Origin of the sequence: Enterococcus mundtii, assembly GCF_002813755.1 — a bacterium.
Taxonomy (GTDB): Bacteria; Bacillota; Bacilli; order Lactobacillales; family Enterococcaceae; genus Enterococcus_B; species Enterococcus_B mundtii.
The window spans coordinates 382,827-404,958 of the sequence record NZ_CP018061.1 but is presented as its reverse complement, the minus strand read 5'-3'; the positions used below and the strand labels follow the sequence as shown (position 1 = coordinate 404,958).

The following is a 22,132-nucleotide window of genomic DNA, read 5'->3' as shown; positions in this document are numbered from 1 at the left end:
TAAATCTGTCTCTTTTGATTCCAGAAGATGAACGTATAAAAAATAGAAGTTTGCTAAAATAGCTAAGAAATACAAGGAGGTTGAAATATAAAGATGAAGAAATTACTACTGTTCAGCACAATATTATTGTTATCCCTACCTATCTTAGCTAGTTGCAAAAACACTAACAATCACGCAACAACAACTACTTCTAGTAGTACCTTAGATATAGAGACTCAAAAAGTTGATGGTATAGGAAAATCAACTGTCATCGATGGATTGGAGATCACCGTTAATAAACCAGAGAAAAAGACAATAACTGACGAAAAAGGGGATAAGATTTTATATACGTTCCACGTGAAAGGTAAAAATATCTCCTCGGTAACTAAAGGGTTAGGATCAATTGATTTTTCTCTAGAGACCAAAGATGGTAAACAGCATAGTGTAAGTACCAACTACACGATTTTTGGACAAGAATTAGATGCTAACCAAGAAATCGAAGGAGATCTTTATTTTGAGTTGAACAAAAATGATTCCGTCGAACAGCTAGTTTATCTCGTAAGCGATCAAAAACATATAGCCTGGGATTTAAATAAAAATTAAGCATTATTATCATTAAATACATTAAATACCAAAAAAGCTCGCACTACATTAAACAGTAATGTGCGAGCTTTTTTGATGATCATCAAATCTTTCTATTTTGTAATTATAACTATTTCCGATATGCTAATCTTAACAACCATCACATGGTCAGTTTACACCACTATATATTCCAATTATTGACCTTGAATTCCTTATATATTTGGTATTGTTTCATTTATGTGATAAATAATATTTTTTAATAAACACTATAAAAAAGGGGAATACAGAATGGACATCAAACACGTTTATGGGAAAAACATCAAGAAAAAGATCACATTAGTGAATATACTTTACAATAACCATGATTGGATCACTACAAGTGAATTGGCAGAACAAACGAAGCTGGAAAGAAAAACTACACTAAAATATATAGCCGAGTTAGAGAGAGATTTTGAACTATTCAATCATCCTGAACTAACGATGGAGTTTTCAAAAGGTAGAGGAACGTTTTTGCAAGCTGGAGATCCTTCAATCATTCAAAAGTTTATTTTGTGGCTAATCAAAGATAATATCGCCATTAAAATCATTCATACTCTTTTTTTTGAGAATCGTTTGAATATTACAAAGTGGTCTTATGAGAATTATGTAAGTATTTCAACAATTAGAAGAACGATCAATGAATTAAAGAAGTTGTTTAAAACTTTAAATATCAATATAACTTCTAAAAAATCAACCTATTATATTTCTGGTAAAGAACAAAATATTCGATATATGTTTTATGAGTTTTTCTGGAATACGTATAAAGGATTGTATTGGCCTTTTAAAAATATATCAAAAAATAAACTTCATGATTTATTAAATGATATAAGCAACGAATATGGTACTTCATTTAGCATCCAGGCTAAAGAACAATTATGTTTTTTTATGGCTATAAATATAACTAGATATTTTCAAAATCATTATATCTCATTAGAAGAATTTGATTCCAATTATCAACGAATCAATTCAGAATTAATGGAAAATTCACAAATACATGAGTTGATAAAAAAACATTTTCTCATTTCTGATTCAGAGATTCAATTTTGGTTGTTCTATTTCCAGTCGAAAGGAACGTTTTATCGACGATTCGTCAACAAAACTGATATATTCGGTGTACACCAAAATTATCATACGGAGAGTCATTATTATTATACAATATTTAAAAATAATTTTATTGAATACTTCAACTTAAACCTTGAATCACTACCAGAAAGCGAGAAAATAAGATTTAAAACAAGTGCTTTTGCAATCCACTACAAAATTTCGATTTTCCCGAAAATCGATAAGAATCCTATTGAAGGGGACGGTGTATTTGAAGCACTATATCCACAACTTTTAAATCGTATTGATCATTTTATGGAGTTGATGTATCAAGAAACGCTAAATCCTATCTTTTTAAACAACTCATTTTTAAGAAAGAAATATGCTTTATTATATGAAATTTTTCATCCGCTCTATTATTTGGAACAGAAAATCCAAATCTATTTTGAAGCAGATTATCCATCCATGATTCGTTGGTCATTGAAAAAACACATAGAATCAATGTTTAGTCTTTATTTCAATCTTAGTATTTATTCGATTGAAGAATTAGAACCGAATGTCTCTTCCTATGATGAGATTGATTTAGTGATATCTACACTTCCGGCGAATACACAAGCCCATAATTTTCAAAAGAGTTCGTTTATCTATTTAAATTATAAAAATCATTTTTCTGAGTACGACATTCATTTAATTTATAAAGAGTTACAAAAGCTAGTGTTAGAAAACTATCAACATTCAATTCAACCTAGCTAAGTAACTGCTAAGTCAATAATCATCATTGTGACATCAAACGAACGTAAATACGATGCCACTTCTCCATATAGCTATCTAAACTAAAATCCATCTTTACTTTTTTAAAAGCTTTTTCTGAGAATCTTGCTTTTTCAGTCGCATCTTTTTCAAGATACTGTAGGATTTTATGACTCATTTCTTCTACATCACCGGGTTCCGTCAATAAACCATCCTCATTATTCTCAATGAGCTGTGGGATTCCTCCAACGTTTGTCGTAATGTTGGGAATGCCATAGCTCATCGTTTCTAAAATAGCCATCGGTAGCCCTTCATTATAGGAAGGCAAGAAGTGCAACAAGGTTCGTTGAAACAATTCATCCTTTTCTTCCTGATCAACCCAGCCATTGATTTTTATATTTGGTAACTGACGGGTCAACTGCCGAAAGTGTTCCACTTCCCCATCTCCATATAACTCAAAAACGACTTCTGGATAAAATTCACCCACGATCTTTGCTACTTTAAGTAAATCATAGGAACCTTTTCGCTCACCGATTCTACCTAGCGTCAATATCCGCTTTGCTGTCGTCTGATACTGATTTTCTTGTGGCATTTTCACTGCATTATTCACGAATTCAACTGGTGTATCAGTTATTTTCTGATAAAACTTCTGCCAACTTTCAGAAACTGCAACAATCAGATCCGCTCGACCTAAGCACTTTCTGATGATTCTTTTTCTTCGTCTTGATGCTTCTTGATAAAATAAGTCAAATTGTGACGCATGGATGTGGAATACTGATTTTACCTTTTTAGGCAATAAAAATAGTAATAAACTCTTGCGATAAAAACTTCCTTTTTGTGCTACGTGGAAATGTACGATATCTATCTCTTCTTCTTTTATTATTTTTCTAATTGTGAAGATATTTTTTAAAAATAGCGAAATACGATGTTTCTCATGCCAATTACTCACCACTTTGATTTGGTCTTCTCCCTCATATTCATACATATTCTTGATGACTGTTGACATCCCGCCCTTCGCATCAATACTAGGCCCTATCATTAAGATATTCATTTTCACTTTCCTCTCGTAATAATCTCGATACGATCAAACCTAAAATAGTCGCAGACATTGCAGAATAAAATACATGTCCCGAAGTCGCTGCAAACCCAAATGTCACGAGTAACAAAAAAGCATACTTGTTAAATAATCGCTTCTTGAAGATACGATAAATCAAATAGACCAGTGGTAAAAGAAAGACAAGCAATCCTATGGCCCCGTAAGAGAAAAAAGTATCTAAAAAGTCGATTTCGATATATCCCCCAGCTCGTCCAAAAAATTCCCAGCGATTCTCAACGCCAAATCCAAAGAGAAAAATCCAGTGATTATTTGGATATTCCATAAAATTAGTCATTGCATCTTCAAAATAAATACTTCTGGAACTACTAAGGATCTTGATCCAATTTCCATCGTATAAATCATAAAAATAAGTCATTCGATCAATCGTTCCTTGGATCATTCCGATAAATAGTTCTTTTCCCCAAAACAAACTAAACCCGATACCAATTAATATCAATTGTGAAAGTAAAAACTTTACTTGGAAAGGGATATCGGATTTAAAGAAGAGTAAATATAAAATCGTAACAATCAAACTAGCAATGCTATAAATAATCCCCGTTTTCGTTCCAACCAGTAGGAGACAGTAACAATTTGCCAAATAGAGTAACGACAGATAAAATAAAGGACGCCATTGCTTTTTGGTAAAACAAGTAATTAGCACAAAGAGCAACAGAGTACACAAAATAACTAAAACGTAGGTTAAATCATTGGTTGCATAAAAAAAACTTTTATAACCTGCATTAGAGTTGGCATAAGTAAAATTACCTAACCCTAAAAAATAAGGAACGATCAAACCCACTACAAATAAACTGTCGATTGCAATAAACAACTGAGTCATCTTAGGTTCAGCTATTTTAGAAAACAATAAAGCAATCAGAAACCATAATAAATATTTAGTTACTGCGCTAGCATCACTAAACAATGTACTAAATGAATTATCAAAATAGATCGTTTGAATGGCTAACAGTAAAAAATATACAAACATACTTAAAATCATCAATAATCCAAAAACGCTAGTAACTAATTCTAGATGATTGATAAATAAGAAAAGTAGTACGATAAACAAAACAATGCGATAGAAGATTCCAATAGGGATCGAAATCCCTTCACTTAAAAATACACCGTTCATAAAATCGACAAACGGAAAGACGCCTACAAAATAAATCAACCATTGAGTATATTTTTGTTTGCTATCTTCTAACAAGAGATTTCCTCTTTTCATCAATGACATGTCCTAAAAAAGTCAAATTGCCAAAAAAATACCGGTGGAACATTCTTCTTGGTTCCTGCGAAAACCGATAGAACCATTCCATTCCGATTTTTTGCATCCATCTAGGTGCCCGCTTCACTTTTCCAGCAATTACATCAAAACTCCCACCTACGCCAATCAAAAGGGGGATATTTAAAATTTCTTTGTATTGATCCAACCAGTACTCTTTTTCAGGGGTAGGAATCGCTAAAAATAAAATATCAGGATGAGTAGCTGCAATTTCTTCAGCTACTTTCACTGATTTGTTTCGATCGAAGTACCCATCCATATATCCTGCTACTTTTAGTGCAGGATATGCTTTCTGATGCCTCCTGACCACTTCTTTTACAACATCTGACTTACCGCCTAAATAATACACACGATAATTCTTTTTTGCAGCAACTTCAATCATTTTTTCAAATAAGTCGATTCCTGTTACACGCTCTGGAATCGCTCGATTGAACAATCGATCTGCCCAGACAACGGACTGTCCATCCGCATTGATCAATTCACAAGAATTCACGATTTTTTTTAGTTTTGGTTCTTTGTATAACAAATTGATTTTATTGGCATTCACTACCACGTGTTGCGTGATTTTTCGTTGTTCAATGATGCGGACCATTTGCTCGATTGTTTCGTCAAATGTATACGTATCTACTTCTGCACTTAATAATTTTACTCTGGTCAATACTCAATAAGCTCCTTTCATCTTTAAGACTGCTGGGACTGTCAAACACAATATCTTCAAATCAAACCATAGATTCTTATTCTCAATATATTGCAAATCCAAATCCACCATTTCTTCAAACGAAACATCACTTCTACCACTCACTTGCCATAAACCAGTACAACCTGGCAAGACAGTCAAACGTTGCAAGTCATGATCTGTGTATTTAGCTACCTCATTAGGTAGAGGAGGACGTGGTCCGACTAAGGCCATCTCGCCTTTTATTACATTGATCAATTGTGGCAATTCATCAATACTTGTTTTACGTATAATCCGACCAATCGGCGTGATACGTGGGTCTTCTTTAATTTTGAACATCTGCTCTCCAGCTTCATTTAATCGCTCAAGTGCGAAAAGTTCTTGTTGCGTAACCTCCCTCATACTTCGTAACTTATAAAGAGTAAACTTTTTTTGATTTTTTCCAATTCTTGTTTGTGAAAAGAAAGGAGAGAGTTCTGGATTCTCTATCTTCAAAAGAATACTTACTATAATAAGTAAAGGGGATAAAATCAAAAGCGCAAGAGCAGCAAGAACACGATTGATGATTGAGTCAAGAATATTCATAAATTGCCTCCTGAAAAATATTAGATTCAGGAGTATTATAGTGAATAAATAACCTTTACAATGTTCACTAAACGTATTATTTAACAGATAAAAAAGACCTATAATTTTTTCTAAAACAATCTCTTGTAGTAAGCAAATACAAATTGTCATATCTATTAAAAGTAGTTATTTTTAGCAGATATATCAAACGTCAACTACTTTTCTATCGAAACGAAAACAATATAAAAAACCGATCAAACCCCTATTGGTTTGATCGATAAAAAAGCTTGATTCTATTAAAATAAAAGTTAATAAAATAACGAAAATTTATGTTCGTATTACAATTAATTCTCTAATTTACTAAAATTATTTTTTAGAACAGACTTGATTTGCAGAATATAATTCCACTGAAACACGAAACAAGCGATTAGACTTAATATGATCAATCCTACTGACTGAGTGAGTGAATACAAAATAGTCGCCAAAATAATGATGAATAACTGAACAAAAAAAGCTTGATGTGTCATTCGCAATCCAGAAACATTCCTCACTTTGTTAAATCTCAAGTAAGCCAAAAATAAAAAACTGATTGATGCGGATATCCCTGCACCATGCAATCCCATGCTTTTAATAAAGAGTGGACTAAGTACAAGATTGACAATAGCGCACAGAATCGACGAATGAAAAACAAATTTTGTTTCACCTTCCGCAATACAATTTGCGCCTAATAAACTGGCGAGATTAGAGAAATACGCAGCTAAAATCAAAAAGGGAATATATTCGATTGCCTGAGTAAACGCATCAGCGAATAAGATTTTCCCGATTGGTTCCATAAAAAGATACATCATGAGCACACCTAGACTCATTAAAAAAAGGAATGCACGAAAAACGGTTGTGTAAAAGTCTTCTTTTTTCTTGGATTGCACTTCTTCAATTGCCGAAACTTGCCAAGCTTGAAAAAATACAGTACTTAACATGGTAATAAACATGGGTAACTTATTGGCAGCCGCAAATAGACCACTTGCACTTGTTCCTAGAATCAGTACAATAAAAATTTTGTCTGCCGAATTGATTCCCCACCACATCAATGCATTAGGAATCAATGGAAAACTTTTTTTTACCAATTGTTTGAGATAGTCATAATCGACTGCAAATAGCGCTGTTTGTTTTTCAACATCTTTTTTTCGAAAAAGTACTAACGGCATGACAACGATAAGCACTACCGCATAAGCACCGACATTTGCATAAAAATAACCAGGCAAACCCAGTTCCAAGTATTGGAGCATCATTATCGCAAAAATAATCAATAAAATTGTTTGAATCAAGTTCATCGTCGCATAAATCGTATTTTTATTGATTGCCCGAAGGTAATTAGAAAATAAGTTATTATAAGATTGGAGTGTCATCAAAAGCATCATCAACAGGAAAATCGAATAGTCTAGATGGATATAGCCCAGTGCATACAAACCTTGACCAATGATCCACGCACTAACATTTGTACATAAAAGTAATATCCAAGCATTTTTTAAGAAGTGAATCTTCCGTTCTGGTTGCTGGATCACATCTTTCATGAACATTTCAAAAATACTCATTGTAATAATGGGTAAAAATAAATTAATGAACGTAATTGATAGATCTGCCACGCCATATTCAGAAGTAGAAAGGTACTTTGTATACAATGGAAGTAGAAAAAGCGAGCCAAATTTAGTTCCTAGATTTCCAATCATCAATATGCCAGAACTTGTTAGTAATTTCTTATATCGATTCATTTGATCGCCAAGAGCGCATTGACTCGTTCCTTTTCTTTAGACACTTTCTCCTGAAAGGAATGACCAATCTCTCCGAGTAAATATCGCTCATCTTCTACATGACTCATCTTATACTCTACTCGTTCAAGAATCGCTGTTTGTTGTTTCTCTAATTCTTGGATCGAAAAACAACTCGTCGGATCAGCTAGTATACGAAACATTTCAGTTACTTTATCTTGCCAAGAAATTCCGACCACAGGAATTTTTGCGGCGACAGCAAAGATCATCGAATGCATTCGTGTACCAATGATCAAGGTACTCTCTTCGTACAACAGATAAAGCTCTTCTTTCGAGCGTATTGTTTTTATTTCTACCGCACCAACTAGTAATTGACTGATATCCTCTACCGCTTGATAATCTCTCATTTCAGTTGAAAAGATAGTTACCTGATACTTGATTGAGAGTATTAACAGTAGTTCCGCCATTTGCTTGATGTATGCCCAATATTGTTCGTGAGAAGCCCCAGCAAGGCGATAATCAATGATAGAAACCGCAATTTTTTTATCATTTTTTAGTCTTCCACGTTTCGCTAACGGAGCAAAAAATTCTGAAGTAAAGACAGGATCCTGAATCACAGCTACTTCTTTTTTAAAATAGGTAGCTGATTTTAGATCCCGCACACTAACATAGCTCAACTCGTTTAATACGCTCACTGCTTCTTTTTCTTGTTTTTCTGTTTTAAATGGTCCTAAACCAATCGACAGAGCAATTATTTTTTTGTTGTGTTTCTTAGCCAACTCAACGATCCATTTTAGTTTAAAATAAGATTTACTATACTTGTTTAAGTCAAAAAGTAAATTCCCTCCAGAAAAAACAATGCAATCTGCGTCAGCGATCCATTGTTCCACTAGATCTTCTGTCCCTCGGTCTGGATGGTAAGGAATTATCATAGCAAGCTTTTGTTTTAATTTATTCTTCTTTTTTGATTCCCCAACTGAAGAATCAGCAATCGAGGGGATGTTCTCTCTAGGCGTTCCCAAATAAGAGACTGCCCTTATTTCATGATTTTCTAAATACTGATGTTGGATTTCTTCAGCAATCAAGCGATCCCCGATATTTAAGCTATCAATAAAGCCAAACTGTAAAATCTTCACTTTCTCACCTCGCTAATCATTGTTTGATACATTTTTTCTAAAGAATAATTTTCAGCATGTTGTCGATAATCAAACTTCTCGATTGCTTGTTCATTTTTAAAAAAATACGTCATCGCTTTTACCAAATCGGTTGATAATGTTTTGGGATCAGCAGCCACTTGTAATTGTTCATCTCCAAAAAAGTAGTCATTCAATGCCCCTGCATCTGTCGTGATCACTGGTAGACCACACGCCTGTGCTTCCATATTCACTAAACAAAAAGATTCCTTGACGATTGAGGGAATGACGCAAAGATCCGCTACTTGGTAGTATATTGGCATTTCTTCTTGAGTTACTTGTTCAATCAGTTTCCAATCAATCGCTGAATGTCTTAATGCTTTATCTAATTGTTTATTGGAAACGGTCCCTACTACCAATAATAATACTTGCTCATTTGTCAATTGTTCGATGGCATCCATCAAATAAGTGATTCCTTTGGAACGATCGATCCTACCTGAAAATAAGACCACCTTTTTTTGGTGACTTATGCCTAGCTTTTCCCTCAGACATATTTTCGTGTCATTTGTGACAGGTGAATAAGCAGTCGTATCGATTCCATTTTCAACCACACACAAGGTTGGTGTATTCGATTGATTTAGCACTTCCTTTACCCTATGGTCAATAAACGAACTAACCGAAATGATGCGATCAACTGACTGTAAAATCTTAGATTTCTGAAAAGAGAAGCGATTAAGATAATCATTATGTAAGTATAGCGATAGTTTCCCTACATAAAATTCTCTGATTTTTGGACAATACACCCCATAATTCAGCATAATGATCTCATCAAAAGAATAGCTTCCTACCAAAATTTTTAGCTTAGATAATAAATTGGGATTGATCAACGTATACTTTTGTTGATATCTATTGATTTGATTTGTGCATTTATCTAAATACCTCTTCGCTTTCTGAAAAATAGTTGGGGCATCTTTATAATAAAAGAGCCCCATTGATGGATCATCCGAATAAACAGAACTACAAGAAAGCACAAAAAAATCAACATCCATTGGTTTTTTTTTGTTCAATTCCCAAAGTTTCTGTGTAAGAAACTCGATTGCCCCTCCGGAGGTAGCGGGAACCGGCTTATTGCTTCCAGAGACGAAAAGGACTCTTTTCTTTTTTTCTGCTCCCATAGCCGTAAGCACCTCCGTAACCGTAGTGCTTCGATTTTTTCGTTTTATTTCCGTTGTAAATAACTCCAAGAACATTTGCTCCAGAATTATCAAGTAGTTTCTTAGCTTCAATGATCAATTTTTTACTTGACTTACTATCTCGTACTACTAACGCACAACTATCAACCAACGTCGCAATAATTTTAGCATCCGCTACTTCGGTGATTGGTGGCACATCAATAACAACAAAATCATAGGTTAAATTGATTTCTCTCAGTAGTTTTTTAAATCCAGCACTTGCCAAAACTTCAGCTGGATTTTCTGAATAAACCCCACTAGGTAGCACATCTAGATTCTCAATATTTGTCTGGTACGTACTAGATTCTAATGAGTACCCTTTATCTAAGATGCCACATAGCCCTGAAGCATTAGGAACATTCAATGCTTCAGTGATCGAACGTTTCCTTAAATCACCATCGATCAATAATGTTTTACATTTTGTTAAAGCAAAGACAACAGCTAAATTCACACTCGTTGTTGTCTTTCCTTCACCCGGACTGGCTGAAGTAATCATCAATGAAGTCAATGCTTCCTTTTCTCTTTGGATTTGGATATTCGAGCGAATACTGCGATACTGTTCAGAAGCAACTGATTCTGGATTCGATAATGTCACAATATCCAAGCCAAGCTTTCCCCTTGCCATTCGTGTCTATCTCCTTTCCTCTACTACATATAGTTTTTTCTTGCTTTTTTCATTTTGTGTTGGTTTCATTTCCGCCACATTTCCTAAATTTTGAAGACCGAGCGTTTCTTCAAAGTTGTCTTCTTTCTCTAAGATTTGATTCGACAGTGACCAAATGAATATGCCGATAACAGCGACTAACCAGCCAATCAAAGCAAACATAACTGTATTCAGCTTTAAATTAGGAGAAATCGGTGTTCCCGAGGTGCGAGCGGGTGAAATAATCGAAACAGAATTCCCTTCACCTAGTAATTCACCGACTTTTGCTGAAAAAGATTCTGCCACCTTTTCGGAAACAACTTGAGCAATCTCTGGTCTTTCAGATAAAACAGAAATACTGAAAATCTGCGAATTTTCTTCTTGAGCCACCGTAAGCATTTGGCGAATCTGATCCACATTCAAATCGATATCTTGCGTTTCTTTTAGTTTCTTTTGTGCATCATCTAAAATCGAATAACTTGTGACTAGACTTTTATACGTATTGATCATCAATAACTTATAGTTCGCATCATTGAGCGTCTCATCCGATTCTGGTGTCACCGTAGTTTTTGCTACAAGTTGAGTGGTCGCCTTATACGTAGGTGTGATGAATTTTTCAGTGAAAACATATCCCCCAACAGCAAAAACAACCGTAGAAAGTAAAATAATCCATAGATTTTGTCTGAGTAAGCGAAATGTTTTAAGTAGTTGATTCGTGCCTTGCATCGAACTCTCCTTTCTATAAGACCACCTTATCCATGCTCAAATCACCAATAGGATCAAGAACAGTCTCACTAGACTGTTGTATCAATGGCTCATTGACCAATAAATGTTCATGTCTATTCATCACTAGCACGACATCTGTATTCTGTAAGAAATCATCAAAATCCATTGCTTGATTTTTTACGATCGATTTTTTGACCAATGGATCATAAAATAGGACTTCTGCTTGTTCTTTATCAGTCATTGCTTGATACAGTTGTAAACTAGGACTTTCTCGGACATCGTCTACATTATCTTTATAAGTTAGACCGTAAATACCCAAACGTTTTCCAGAAAATGAATGATCCATCACTTCTCTTACTTTGTCTAAAATACGTTTTGGTACGGCATCATTGACCTCTCTCGCTGTGCGGATCAATCTTGCTTGCTCAGGATAATCTCCCACTAAAAACCAAGGATCTACGGGAATGCAATGTCCTCCCACACCAGTTCCTGGATTCAAGATATTGACACGAGGATGTTTATTAGCGATTTCGATCACCGAATGTACATCCAATCCTTCCCGTTCACAGATCAGCTTCAATTCATTCGCAAACGCGATATTGATATCTCTAAAGGTATTTTCAACAACTTTAGAAAGTTCGGCTGTTTTGATATCTGTTAAAACGATTTCGCCTTCACAAAAACCTTGATAGATTTCTTTGACTACTTGGGCTGTTTCCTCATTATCCGCACCAATCGTACGTGAATTATATCGTAGTTCTTTCAGGATATTACCAGGTAGAATGCGTTCAGGTGCATGACATAAGCTCACCTTTTTATTTTTAAAGATTGGTCGAACATATTGATCAATTGTTCCTGGAGAAATCGTTGATTCTACAATAATCACCGCTCCTTCTAAACAATGTTCATTGATTGCAGTCAGTGCATTGACTAAATAAGTCGGATCGATTTTTTTTGTCGTTGCTTCAAACGGTGTTGGTACAGCGACGACATAAATCTCTGCTTGTTGATATTTTGTTGTGAACTGTATTCCATTAACCATTGCTTGATCATAGGCTTCTTGAAGACCCGGTTCGTCAAATGTCTTCTTTCTATTACTTAATTCAGATATTAGTTCTTGATTGATATCTGTCCCAATGATAGGGTAGCCAGAATTTTGTAGTAATAACGCTGCAGGTAACCCTACGTAACCTAAACCCACAAAATTGATTGTTTTTTTGTCCATGTTTCCATCTCCTTATTTTGTTTTCCAAGAAAGAAGTATACTGTCAAAAGCCTCCAAAGGATGTTCAATCCTCGGTTTTATATAGTGAAACAAACGAACATCAGTCACTTAGTGATTTTTATTTGTTGATAGTTACTATGTTGAATAGGGATCAACAAGCACTTCTTTTGTTTCCACATAAAATTTTATAGTCATTAAATGAATAAAAGAGAATCGATCCAAGCAAGACTATGCTCGGATCGATTCCCTCTTCGTAGAACAAGCAACGCTAAAACTATTACGTTTTTATCTACAAATTCTCATTATAAATGTTTTCAATTAAGCATTGATTGTCACTGTTTGTTGATCTAATTGTTTGCCGTAAGCATCATAGGCAACGACTTCTACAGTCTGATCTGCTTGAATTGAGAGCTTTCCTACGTAGTATGAAAATACGCCATCTTTGACTGAATTCCCACTAACAACACCTTGTGGCGCACCATCAATCACTAAATCGATAGATGAAACATCTCCAGTAAAGGTTCCTGTGATTGAATTGCCACCTACTTTAAATGGATCAGGTGTAATGGTACCTTCAGTAGCCGTTGCAGTTACTTCAGTAGCGACAGAACTAATACCATCTGAATTTACTGCTGTAACTTCATACTTATTACCTGCTCGTACTTTGCTTGATAGAATAATACTAAATGTACCATCTTCACTAACTTTACCACGACCTACTTCTTTTCCATTCAAAGTAATGACTACTGTATCACCAGCTTGTGCAGTTCCAGTGATTTTTCCAGCCCCTTCTTTGACTGCATCCACTGTTGGTTGCGTTGGGCGAGCTGCTAAGACTGTCGCATTGACCTCTTCACTTCTTGCATTCCCTTTTTTTGCCATGACAATCAATTGTGTATCTTTTACTTGAGCCGGAATCGTCACTTCATAGGTCCCATCTGCTTTGACTTCAGCTTGGCCGATAATATTTTTCAAATGGTCCTTGACATAGACAGTACTACCTGCTTCACCTGTACCTGTAACGGTTGTATCGCCAGCATAAATGTCATTGACTGTTGGGGCATCAACGCCATTATCGATTGATACCTCTTTTTCATCGAGACGTTTACCGTATTTATCGTAGCCGACAACCGTAACTTTTTGGCCAGCTTTGATGTGGTCGCCTACATAGAAGTTAAATTGTCCATTGGATACATTGGCTTCAGAGCTTTTACCTAATTCTACCCCATCTACAAAGACGGCGATAGTAGTAACATCTCCTGTATATGTTCCAGTGATAGATAACTCACCAATTACATAACTGTCTGGTTTTACTTGTCCAGAAGTTGCCATGACATTTTTTCTCACTGTTTCAGATTGGACATTATCATCATTTACTGCATACACTTCGTAAATATCGCCTTGTTTTGCACGATACGTACCAGTTAAGATTTCAAACGTCCCATTTTCTTTTACCTTTCCTCTACCGATTTCTTTGTCATTCACTTTAATTACGATCGTATCACCAGCTTTTCCTTTACCAGTTACTTTTCCAGCACCTTCTTTAACGTCATCCACTGTTGGAGTGTCTGGCAATTGATCCATCACCATTTTAGTCACACTTTCACTTGCTTCATCATCATCTTTGGCTAAAATTGTCAGTTCTGTACCTGCTTTTTGCGCTGGAATCGTTACTTCAAACGTACCGTCTTCCTTCACTTCAGCTTGGCCTAAAATCGTTGAACCTAATTTGACGTAGACGGTGGTACCCGCTTGTCCAGTACCTGTCACCGTTGTATCCCCAACATAAATATCATTGACTGATGGTGTTTGAATCGTTTCTTTGTTATAGATCGTCAATTCTTTTTCATCCAGACGTTTGCCATACTTATCGTACCCAACAACTGTTACGACATCCCCCATTTTAATGTTTTTTCCAACATAATAGGTGAATTGTCCATCTTTTACACTAGCTCCAGAAATCGTTCCTTTGTTCACACCATTGATAAAGACCGCAATAGAAGTGACATCGCCCGTATAACTTCCGGTCACATTTGCGTCCCCAATCGTATATTCATCTGGATTGACTTTTCCTGCTGTGGCAATAACTTTGACATCTGTAATTTCAGAGCCTGCGTTTTCTGAATTAAAGGCTTGAACAGCATACACATCACCCGCTTTTGCACGATACGTGCCAGTCAAGATTTCAAATGTACCATCTTCTTTCACCGTTCCTGTGCCAACTTCTTTTCCATCAACAGTGATGACAATTTTATCGCCGGCTTTTCCTTGTCCTGTGACCTTACCTGCTCCTTCTTTGATTGGATCAACGGTTGGTTTCATGGCAGCTTCTGCGTTCACTGTCACTTTGACTGTTTTTTCTTTTCCTGATGCAGAAACAAATGTGATACTGTATTCACCTGGTTTACTTGTGTCAACATTCGTTTCTTTGACTGTGACAGCTTCTTCTTTACCGTATTTGTCAGTTGCTTTCGCTTCCGCTTTTTCAATCGCTGCTTCATCCGTTAGATCAAACCCATAATCTACTTCAAAATCATGCGCTTCGATCGTTGCATTTTCTTCTGGTGCATCTTTGACGGTCACTTTGACTGTTTTTTCTTTTCCTGATGCGGAAACAAATGTAATACTGTATTCGCCTGGTTTACTTGTGTCAACATTCGTTTCTTTGACTGTGACAGCTTCTTCTTTACCGTATTTGTCAGTTGCTTTCGCTTCCGCTTTTTCAATCGCTGCTTCATCCGTTAGATCAAACCCATAATCTACTTCAAAATCATGCGCTTCGATCGTTGCATTTTCTTCTGGTGCATCTTTGACGGTCACTTTGACTGTTTTTTCTTTTCCTGATGCGGAAACAAATGTAATACTGTATTCGCCTAGTTTACTTGTGTCAACATTCGTTTCTTTGACTGTGACAGCTTCTTCTTTACCGTATTTGTCGGTTGCTTTTGCTTCCGCTTTTTCAATCGCTGCTTCATCCGTTAGATCAAACCCATAATCTACTTCAAAATCATGTGCTTCAATGGCTGGTTCTACAGTTGGATCTTTCACCGTTACTTTACGTTCTACGGTTTCAGTATTGAAATCAGAATCCCAAACTGTATAAGTAACGGTATACTCACCCGCTTTACCTGTGTCAACAATACCACCATATTTGATTTCAGAGGTTAAGTCCCCATCCTCTTTATCATACGCAGTGACACCTGAGATCGGATCAAAGGTATCTCCTACATTGATTTCCAAATCGTCAGCACCACTAATAACAGGCGCATTCCCTAAAGTGGCCACCACTTCAACTTCCATCATTTTGGTAGCTTTATTTCCGTCACTATCAGTCACTTCATAGGTAATAAATTGTGATCCTAGTTTGTCAGTATAAATTTGACCTAAAACTTTGATTTGATTGGTAATATCGCCATCTTCATTATCATATGCTTGTGCATAAAGGGTTGGATCAAATTTACTATTTTGTTTGATTGTTAGTTTATCTGGACTCATTACCACTGGTTTACTTGCATCACTTTGGACGGTCACAACTCGTTCAGCAGTCGCTACTTTCCCCTCTTTGTCATACACGTAATACTTGATCGTATATTCTCCTGGAGTAGATGTATCAACAGATCCTGTATACGTCAAATTGTCAGTTAGATCATTTCCTTGACTATCTTGTGCAGTGACACCTTCAAGTGGATCAAACTTCGCACGTTCATCAACACGCACGTCATCTGCGCCCTTGATCACCGGACCATCGGTTACTTGATCAACCACATGGACTGTCACTGTTTGTTCAGTCGTATTACCGTCTTTATCTGTTACAGATAATTTCAACTCATAATCGCCTGCTTTAGACATATTGACTCCAGAAGCATCTGCTTTGACTTGGTCCGTTAAATCACCGTCTTCTGGATCTTCAGCGGTGACGCCTAATAATGGGTTTAATGTTTCTCCTACTTGATAGGTCGTATCTGTCGCATGGATGATTGGTTCAGAACCAATGATTGGTTTGTTTTTAACAGTTACTTTCACTGTTTTTTCTTTTCCTGAATCAGAAACAAATGTGATACTGTATTCACCTGGTTTTGAAGTATCTACATTACTTTCTTTGACTGTAACGCCTTCTGATTTACCGTATTTATCAGTCGCTTTCGCACCTGCTTTTTCAATCGCTGCTTCGTCTGTTAAATCGAAGCCGTAATCTACTTCAAAATCATTTGCTTCAATCGAAGTATGATTTTCTTCAATCGTTACTTCTGCCATTGCACTAGTTGTTTCGTTTGTCCCATGTTGATTAACAAATTGAGCATTAGCATAAATTTTATTGCCAATTTCATATTGAGGTTTTGCCTCTAAGGTTTTTCCAGGAACCACAAAATTCCCGTTAGCATCCGCTGTGACAATTAACGTAACATTTTCTGGCTGAGCGATACGTAATTGCACATATGCATTAGGAGAAGTTTTACCTACCAAGTCATCTCCATAAATGTATGGCGTGTTAAATACTGGTGTTTCTGCTTTTTCTTGTTGTATTGGCGCTTCATTGACAGTAATCACTACTGTAGTACTTTTCCCTGATTCTGGTGAAGTGAAGGTCACATTATAGTTCCCTGGTTTATTCGTGTCTACGTTACCAGATACAGTCACATTATTTGTCACGTCATTGCCATATCTATCAGTAGCTTTTACACCTGTTACTTGTTTGGCCACGCTATCATTCCATGTTGAACCATATTCTACTGTTGCATTATTGGCTGTTAAATTCGAATGATCTACGTTTTTTCCTAAATCGGCCCCATTAATTCTAACTAATGGAACACCACTGCCATCAACAATAAAATAATAGTTGCTATCTGGATAATCTTTAACTGTTTTTTCATAAGATATCAGATGATTTAGGTCCACATTCGTATCTTGTATACATATATAATCAACATCTTTAGCACTATCAGGATTATACTCAGGTGTATCAGATGATTTAATCATATAAGAATAAATATGACTCCTAGGTTCAGTTCTTTGAGCATTTAGATATCCATTATTATCAATATACAGACTCACTATACTAGCACCCATATAATCTTCACTTAAAAAAGTAAAATTAACATTTTGTATTGTGCGTTCCAACGATGACAATGGTAAATTAGTTCCATCAGTAGTTGCTTCAGCAAACGCAACCCCTGTACTTATAAAAGTGTTCGTGACCATCCCCGCCGTCATAAACATGGCTAATAACTGCTTTTTCCTTTTTTTCGTTAGTTTTTTCTTACTCAAAATCTTTCCTCCTATTCTATTTCTTAAGGTCTAGACTAAATCTAGACCTCAGTATTATAAGTGGATTTCTTTTCTTTTAGCGTCCATTTCTAGGATTTTTCAGAGCGAAAAATTGGTTACATTCCTTGTTGAGTAGTATTTATAAATATTGGTTCTATCGAATTCCCCATCTTTACGTTTAATTAGGCGAATTTAGTTCAATTGAGTGGGGGGCTTTCTGCTGGTAGGATCCCTTTAGTGTTTTGTAACTAATATAACTGAGTGTATTTTAGCTTGGATGTTTCCCTACACCAATATATCTAGCATTATGAAGAAATAATAAATGTAAAAATAGCCATAATAAATTATTCCCTCTTGTATCTCACTAATAATCGATACAAATCTTATCGTACAACTTTCAAAATAGTCATACGGTAAGAACTTAAGAAAATAATTTATCAATTATTTTTACTGATTTTCTATAACTGTTTTATTTATATCCTCACTTCTTACATTTCCTTTTTTCGCCATGACAATCAATTTAGTCCCTTTCTTTTGAGCAGGGATCGTCACTTCATACGTTCCATCTTCTTTTACTTTTGCTTGACTAATAATATTTTTCGCGTGGTCTTTGACATAAACTGTACTTCCTACTTCACTTGTCCCAGTAACAGTCGTCTCTCCTTCATAAATATCGTTAACCGTCAACTGAATTGGGAGACCCTCTAAAACAGTTTTGTTTACGTCTTCACTTCTCAAATTCCCTTTTTTCGCCATGACGATCAGTTTCGTATCTTTCGACTGAGCTGGAATCGTTACTTCAAATGATCCATCTTCTTTTACTTCCGCTTGTCCAATAATATTTTTTTTATGATCTTTCACATAAATAGTACTTCCTACTTCACCGGTACCAGTAACAGTTGTCTCTCCTTCATGAATGTCATTGACAACTGGTGCTTCCACTCCGTTACGGATGGATACTTCTTTTTTGTCTAATTGTTTCCCATATTTATCATAGCCACTAACTGTGACTTTTTGACCATCTTTAATATGATTTCCAACATAGAAGTTAAATTGACCATCTGCTACATTCGCACCAGAAGTTTTCCCTAATTCAACACCATCTAGAAAGACTGCTATTGTTGTCACATCCCCAGAATAAGTTCCAGTGATAGATAATTCACCGATCATATAATCATTTGGATTGACTTCACCTGCTGTTGTAACAACTTTTACGTCAACAACTTCAGAGCTTTCATTATCCGAATTGAATGCTTGAACAGAATACACATCTCCGGCTTTTGCGCGATAAGTTCCAGTTAAAATCTCAAATTTACCATCGTCATTCACTGTTCCTGTTCCAACTTCTGCTCCGCCAACGGTGATGACAATTTTATCACCGGCCTGTCCTTGCCCAGTCACTTTACCTGCACCTTCTTTGATTGGATCAATCGTTGGTTTCATTGGTGCCTGATCTTTCACTGTCACTTTGACTGTTGTTTCTTTTCCTGATGCAGACACAAAGGTGATACTGTATTCACCTGCTTTATTTGTATCAACCTTATTTTCTTTGACTGTGACAGCTTCTTCTTTCCCGTATTTGTCAGTTGCCTTTGCTTCGGCTTTTTCAATGGCTGCTTCATCGGTTAGATCAAAGCCATAATCCACTTCGAAATCATGCGCTTCAATCGTAGGTTCGACTGTTGGCTCATTCACTGTCACTTTACGTTCAGTGGTCGCCACTTTTCCGTCTTTATCATATATATAATACTTGATCGTATACTCTCCTGTCGTTGAGGTATCCACCGTACCTGTATATGTCAAATGTTCAGTTAAATCATTGCCTTGACTGTCCTGAGCAGTGACACCTGTTAACGGATCAAATTTAGCGTTTAAATCAATACTTGTGTCATCTGCTCCTTTGATCACTGGGCCATCTGTTACTTGATCAACCACATGGACTGTCACTGTTTGTTCAGTCGTATTGCCGTCTTTATCTGTGACAGATAATTTCAACTCATAATCGCCTGCTTTAGACATATTGACTCCAGAAGCATCTGCTTTGACTTGAGCGGTTAAATCGCCGTCTTCTGGATCTTCAGCGGTTACACCTAAAAGCGGATTTAATGTTTCCCCAACTTGATAGGTTGTATCCGAGGCATGGATAACTGGTTCGGACCCAATCACTTGTTTCTCGTCAACAATGACGGTTGTTTTCGCGGTCGTTGTCAATCCATTTTCTGTCACGCTAAATTCCACTGTGTAGTTCCCTGGTTTTGACGTATCGACTGGATTGCTTTTAACTTTCACATCTTTCGTCACATCATTTCCTTCTACATCTGTTGCTTTCACTTTAGCTTGTTTCTTAGCAATATCATCATTCCAGTCACTTCCGTACGCAACATGGATGGTTGACTCAGCTTCAAGCGTAGGTGCTTTAGGTAGAATCATCACTGGTGTGACATCACTTGTCTCTCCTGTTGTTTTATCATAAGCAACCACTGCCAAAAGGTTCCCAGTACTATATTGATTCCCAAAAGCTTTCTTCATTTCATCTGCAGTAAATGCAAATGTACCAGATGCAGTTTCAAATGCTAATGCGTTATTCGGATTTCCACCGGCAGGATAGACTTTTGCCGTCAAACCAGGTGCAATCTCTCCAATCAAAGTATCATCATAATAGTAAGGCGTTGATTGGATTACTGGTGCATTTGGTTTTGTCACTTCTTGCTCTGTGACTGTTACCTTGACTGTTTTTTCTTTCCCTGAATCAGAGATAAACGTGAGACTATATTCACCAGTTTTTGAAGTGTCTACATTACTTTCTTTGACTTTGACACCTTCTGATTTCCCGTATTTGTCAGTTGCTTTTGCACCAGCTTTTTCAATTGCTACTTCGTCTGTTAAATCAAACCCATAGTCAACATTAAAATCATTTGCTTCAATTGAAGTATGATTTTCTTCAATCGTTACTGTTGTCATATCACTAGTTGTCTCGTCTGTCCCCATATCAGCAGTAAATGAAGCAGTAACATAAAGTTGATTTCCAACTTTATAATCAGGATAATTTTCTAAAAATTGTCCACTAAATTGGAAATTCCCATTCGAATCTGCTCTAACAGTCATCTGAATATCTTCTAGTTGAGCGATACGTAATTGCGCAGTTGCATTAGGAGAAGTTTTACCTACCAAGTCATCTCCATAAATGTATGGTGTATTAAATACTGGTGTCGCTGCTTTTCCTTGTGATGCTTTTACTGTTACATTCACTGTTTTTTCTTTACCTAAGTCGGGTGAAGAAAATGTCACCTTATAGTCTCCTGGTTTCGTTGTATCTACATTTCCAGATACACTCACATTACTTGTCACGTCATTGCCATATTTATCAGTAGCTTTTACACCTGTTACTTGTTTTGCCACGTCATCATTCCATGTTGATCCATATTCAACTGTTGCATTATTAGCTGTAAGATCTCCCTGATTTATAAAATCTGCTAAGTCGGCTAAGTTAATTGACACTAAATTTTTACCATTTTCTGATTGGATAAAATAACAGTTATAAATTGGATATTCTTTTACTGTTTTGTTACTAATCAGTATTGACAAGTCTGAGTAACTCTCTGGATTCATCTCATCGATTAATTCCATTTCATTTGGATCATTCGTACTTCCATAACCATAGATACTATAATGTTTCTCAACTGCCATTCCAAGCGTTTTTTTCACACGTAAATGCCCATTCTCATCAATAGAAACTCCAATTATTTCACAGTTTGTAGCATCATTAGCTATATGTGTAAAATTTATTGATTGTTCTTTTTTAGCAAATGTTTCTGTGATATTTCTACTCGAAACAGCTTCCTCAGCAAATATTTCTACACTACCAATAAATGATTGTGTCATCATTCCAGTAGCCATAAACATAGCTAATAATTGCTTTTTCCTTTTTTTCGTTAATCTTTTTTTACTCACATGTTTCCCTCCATCTAATTGTTTAGGTTTGGATGATCCTATGGGTGTATAATAATTGTTCCATCATATGTAAAGAATTCTTTTATAGTACTTTTTAAAAGAAAAAAATGGTTACCATTGATTAATTAGCATTCAATTCTTTTCACTACTATGCTCAGCTATTACAATTTTCCCCAATTAAACTC

General features: G+C 35.9%; 14 protein-coding genes. 2 read left to right on the top strand and 12 right to left on the bottom strand.

Going from position 1 to position 22,132, the window contains the following annotated elements:
- Positions 1-93 precede the first annotated feature (93 nt).
- Complete coding sequence (locus EM4838_RS01850) at positions 94-582, top strand: DUF4352 domain-containing protein (RefSeq protein ID WP_071867601.1); 489 nt, start codon at positions 94-96, stop codon at positions 580-582.
- Positions 583-849: 267 nt separating this feature from the next.
- Entirely contained in the window at positions 850-2,394 is a 1,545-nt protein-coding gene (locus tag EM4838_RS01845) for a helix-turn-helix domain-containing protein (protein ID WP_071867602.1), read from the top strand.
- Positions 2,395-2,416: 22 nt separating this feature from the next.
- Here the strand turns inward: EM4838_RS01845 and EM4838_RS01840 are convergent, their stop codons facing one another.
- The 12 genes from EM4838_RS01840 to EM4838_RS01780 form a co-directional block, all read right to left on the bottom strand.
- Positions 2,417-3,442, bottom strand: coding sequence for a glycosyltransferase family 4 protein (locus tag EM4838_RS01840; RefSeq protein WP_071867603.1), 1,026 nt, complete (start codon positions 3,440-3,442; stop codon positions 2,417-2,419).
- Entirely contained in the window at positions 3,417-4,709 is a 1,293-nt protein-coding gene (locus EM4838_RS16430; protein WP_161325641.1) for an O-antigen ligase family protein, read from the bottom strand. The genes EM4838_RS01840 and EM4838_RS16430 overlap by 26 nt, the downstream gene beginning before the upstream one ends.
- Positions 4,678-5,424, bottom strand: a complete 747-nt coding sequence (locus tag EM4838_RS01825; RefSeq protein WP_071867605.1) for a WecB/TagA/CpsF family glycosyltransferase — start codon at positions 5,422-5,424, stop codon at positions 4,678-4,680. The genes EM4838_RS16430 and EM4838_RS01825 overlap by 32 nt, the downstream gene beginning before the upstream one ends.
- A 3-nt stretch (positions 5,425-5,427) precedes the next feature.
- Positions 5,428-6,027, bottom strand: a complete 600-nt coding sequence (locus tag EM4838_RS01820) for a sugar transferase (protein ID WP_071867606.1) — start codon at positions 6,025-6,027, stop codon at positions 5,428-5,430.
- 323 nt (positions 6,028-6,350) lie between these two features.
- The gene (locus tag EM4838_RS01815; RefSeq protein WP_071867607.1) at positions 6,351-7,775 is read right to left on the bottom strand and encodes a lipopolysaccharide biosynthesis protein; all 1,425 of its coding nucleotides are present in this window, start codon (positions 7,773-7,775) and stop codon (positions 6,351-6,353) included.
- Complete coding sequence (locus EM4838_RS01810; protein ID WP_071867608.1) at positions 7,772-8,908, bottom strand: polysaccharide pyruvyl transferase family protein; 1,137 nt, start codon at positions 8,906-8,908, stop codon at positions 7,772-7,774. The genes EM4838_RS01815 and EM4838_RS01810 overlap by 4 nt, the downstream gene beginning before the upstream one ends.
- Positions 8,905-10,080 carry a glycosyltransferase family 4 protein gene (locus EM4838_RS01805; protein ID WP_071867609.1) on the bottom strand — a complete coding sequence of 392 codons (1,176 nt, stop codon included), beginning with the start codon at positions 10,078-10,080 and terminating at the stop codon, positions 8,905-8,907. Before EM4838_RS01805 ends, EM4838_RS01810 begins: the two co-directional genes overlap by 4 nt.
- The gene (locus EM4838_RS01800) at positions 10,031-10,762 is read right to left on the bottom strand and encodes a CpsD/CapB family tyrosine-protein kinase (protein WP_071867610.1); all 732 of its coding nucleotides are present in this window, start codon (positions 10,760-10,762) and stop codon (positions 10,031-10,033) included. The genes EM4838_RS01805 and EM4838_RS01800 overlap by 50 nt, the downstream gene beginning before the upstream one ends.
- Positions 10,763-10,768: 6 nt before the next feature.
- Positions 10,769-11,506 carry a YveK family protein gene (locus EM4838_RS01795; RefSeq protein ID WP_071867611.1) on the bottom strand — a complete coding sequence of 246 codons (738 nt, stop codon included), beginning with the start codon at positions 11,504-11,506 and terminating at the stop codon, positions 10,769-10,771.
- A 13-nt stretch (positions 11,507-11,519) separates the two neighbouring features.
- Positions 11,520-12,731: a nucleotide sugar dehydrogenase gene (locus tag EM4838_RS01790; protein WP_071867612.1), complete on the bottom strand. Its 1,212-nt coding sequence runs from the start codon at positions 12,729-12,731 to the stop codon at positions 11,520-11,522.
- 318 nt (positions 12,732-13,049) lie between these two features.
- Positions 13,050-17,996, bottom strand: coding sequence for an immunoglobulin-like domain-containing protein (locus tag EM4838_RS01785; RefSeq protein ID WP_100917231.1), 4,947 nt, complete (start codon positions 17,994-17,996; stop codon positions 13,050-13,052).
- A 447-nt stretch (positions 17,997-18,443) separates the two neighbouring features.
- On the bottom strand, positions 18,444-21,947 hold the full coding sequence (locus EM4838_RS01780) for an immunoglobulin-like domain-containing protein (RefSeq protein WP_071867614.1): 3,504 nt from the start codon (positions 21,945-21,947) through the stop codon (positions 18,444-18,446).
- Between the last annotated feature and the right edge of the window lie 185 nt (positions 21,948-22,132).

Coding starts and splice junctions, on each gene's coding strand:
- EM4838_RS01850 (WP_071867601.1), top strand. CDS start 94: ATGAAGAAATTACTACTGTTCAGCACAATATTATTGTTATCCCTACCT.
- EM4838_RS01845 (WP_071867602.1), top strand. CDS start 850: ATGGACATCAAACACGTTTATGGGAAAAACATCAAGAAAAAGATCACA.
- EM4838_RS01840 (WP_071867603.1), bottom strand. CDS start 3,442: ATGAATATCTTAATGATAGGGCCTAGTATTGATGCGAAGGGCGGGATG.
- EM4838_RS16430 (WP_161325641.1), bottom strand. CDS start 4,709: ATGAAAAGAGGAAATCTCTTGTTAGAAGATAGCAAACAAAAATATACT.
- EM4838_RS01820 (WP_071867606.1), bottom strand. CDS start 6,027: ATGAATATTCTTGACTCAATCATCAATCGTGTTCTTGCTGCTCTTGCG.
- EM4838_RS01815 (WP_071867607.1), bottom strand. CDS start 7,775: ATGAATCGATATAAGAAATTACTAACAAGTTCTGGCATATTGATGATT.
- EM4838_RS01805 (WP_071867609.1), bottom strand. CDS start 10,080: ATGGGAGCAGAAAAAAAGAAAAGAGTCCTTTTCGTCTCTGGAAGCAAT.
- EM4838_RS01800 (WP_071867610.1), bottom strand. CDS start 10,762: ATGGCAAGGGGAAAGCTTGGCTTGGATATTGTGACATTATCGAATCCA.
- EM4838_RS01795 (WP_071867611.1), bottom strand. CDS start 11,506: ATGCAAGGCACGAATCAACTACTTAAAACATTTCGCTTACTCAGACAA.
- EM4838_RS01790 (WP_071867612.1), bottom strand. CDS start 12,731: ATGGACAAAAAAACAATCAATTTTGTGGGTTTAGGTTACGTAGGGTTA.